The organism is Komagataeibacter europaeus LMG 18890, from assembly GCF_000285295.1.
GTDB lineage: Bacteria > Pseudomonadota > Alphaproteobacteria > Acetobacterales > Acetobacteraceae > Komagataeibacter > Komagataeibacter europaeus.
The window spans coordinates 1-1,156 of the sequence record NZ_CADP01000312.1 but is presented as its reverse complement, the minus strand read 5'-3'; the positions used below and the strand labels follow the sequence as shown (position 1 = coordinate 1,156).

2 protein-coding genes and 1 pseudogene are annotated in these 1,156 nt (G+C 58.6%); 2 read left to right on the top strand and 1 reads right to left on the bottom strand.

Annotated elements, in window-relative coordinates:
* Window positions 1–361: transposase (locus GEU01_RS23915; RefSeq protein ID WP_019085231.1), on the bottom strand; the 361-nt coding region annotated here is incomplete at its 3' end.
* A 50-nt stretch (window positions 362–411) separates the two neighbouring features.
* On the opposite strand from GEU01_RS23915, the gene GEU01_RS27410 reads away from it, so the two are divergent.
* Both GEU01_RS27410 and GEU01_RS22045 read left to right on the top strand, forming a co-directional pair.
* Window positions 412–552, top strand: a complete 141-nt coding sequence (locus GEU01_RS27410) for a helix-turn-helix transcriptional regulator (RefSeq protein WP_081500065.1) — start codon at window positions 412–414, stop codon at window positions 550–552.
* A 270-nt stretch (window positions 553–822) separates the two neighbouring features.
* Window positions 823–1,156: pseudogene (locus GEU01_RS22045) on the top strand (transposase); the annotation flags it as partial.

Genomic DNA, 1,156 nt, shown 5'->3' with positions numbered 1-1,156 from the left:
CCTGCGCAAATGCAGCTTCAATGGCTGTCCGGTTCGTCCGGCGGAACGTCGCAATCGTGTCGTGATCCGGATGCAGGTTCGCCGCCACGAAGCGCACCCCGATGTCGCGATATGTCGCCCGCTCGATCCGGCGTGAGGAAAACAACCCGTTCGCATAGCTGAAGATCAGAAGGGCCAGCATCAGACGCGGATGGTACTGTGCCTTGCCACCCGTGCGCGCTGGCACGCAGAACGCACGCATCGGAACCCGCTCGACGGCTGCGACAATGAAATGCGCCATATCGTCAGCAGGAAGCCACGACTTCAGATCAGGCGGCAGAAGATACGGCTGAGACCGGTCAAACGGGATGAAGCTGCTCATCTCACCACCTTACAACCTTACCCCTTCACTGGGTACCCCAACCCGACAGGCTGCTAAGCCGGGCAACCATTTACCGGCATATCAGTAAAGGGACTTTCTCCAGACCACGCAAACTGTCCAGCGGCACAATCCGCTGGCATTCCGGCATTATCGAGGACTGGATCAATACCGCCGGAACATCAGGCGCCTGATCGGCGTTTTGTCGCAATCAGTTCCCTGAGACTGACCTGACCTTCACTGACCAGTTCAGTTCAGCCCAGACCTGCGCCAGTTCACGCCGCCGCTCCAGATAGATCCGCCCGATTGCACGCGCCTTCCACTTTATCCTCGAGCGAATGGGCCAGCATCACATCGATCACCTGCCGGTCACTTCTGAAACGCTCGTTCATGATGGTACACATGGTCCCCATTTTTCGGACAGGGCGATAAGCTATCATCTGGCCTGAACGAGGACGGGTTTTATGGGCAAGGTTACGCGGAAACGGTATGCGGCGGAGTTCAAGTCACGGGTTGCGCTGGAGGCGATCCGTGGGGAACTGACGCTGGCGGAACTGGCTTCGAAACATGGGGTGCATCAGACGATGATCGCACAGTGGAAACGGCAGGCGATCGAGGGGATGGCGGCGACCTTTTCCGGGAAGACGGTGGCTGAGCCGCCGGTCAGCCCAGCTGATGTGGAGAAACTGCACGCGAAGATAGGCGAACTTCTCGTGGAACGGGATTTTTTACGCGATGCCTCTGCTCGGTTTGGCGTGATCAGAGGCGGCAGATGATTGACCCGAAGCGAGCGCGTCT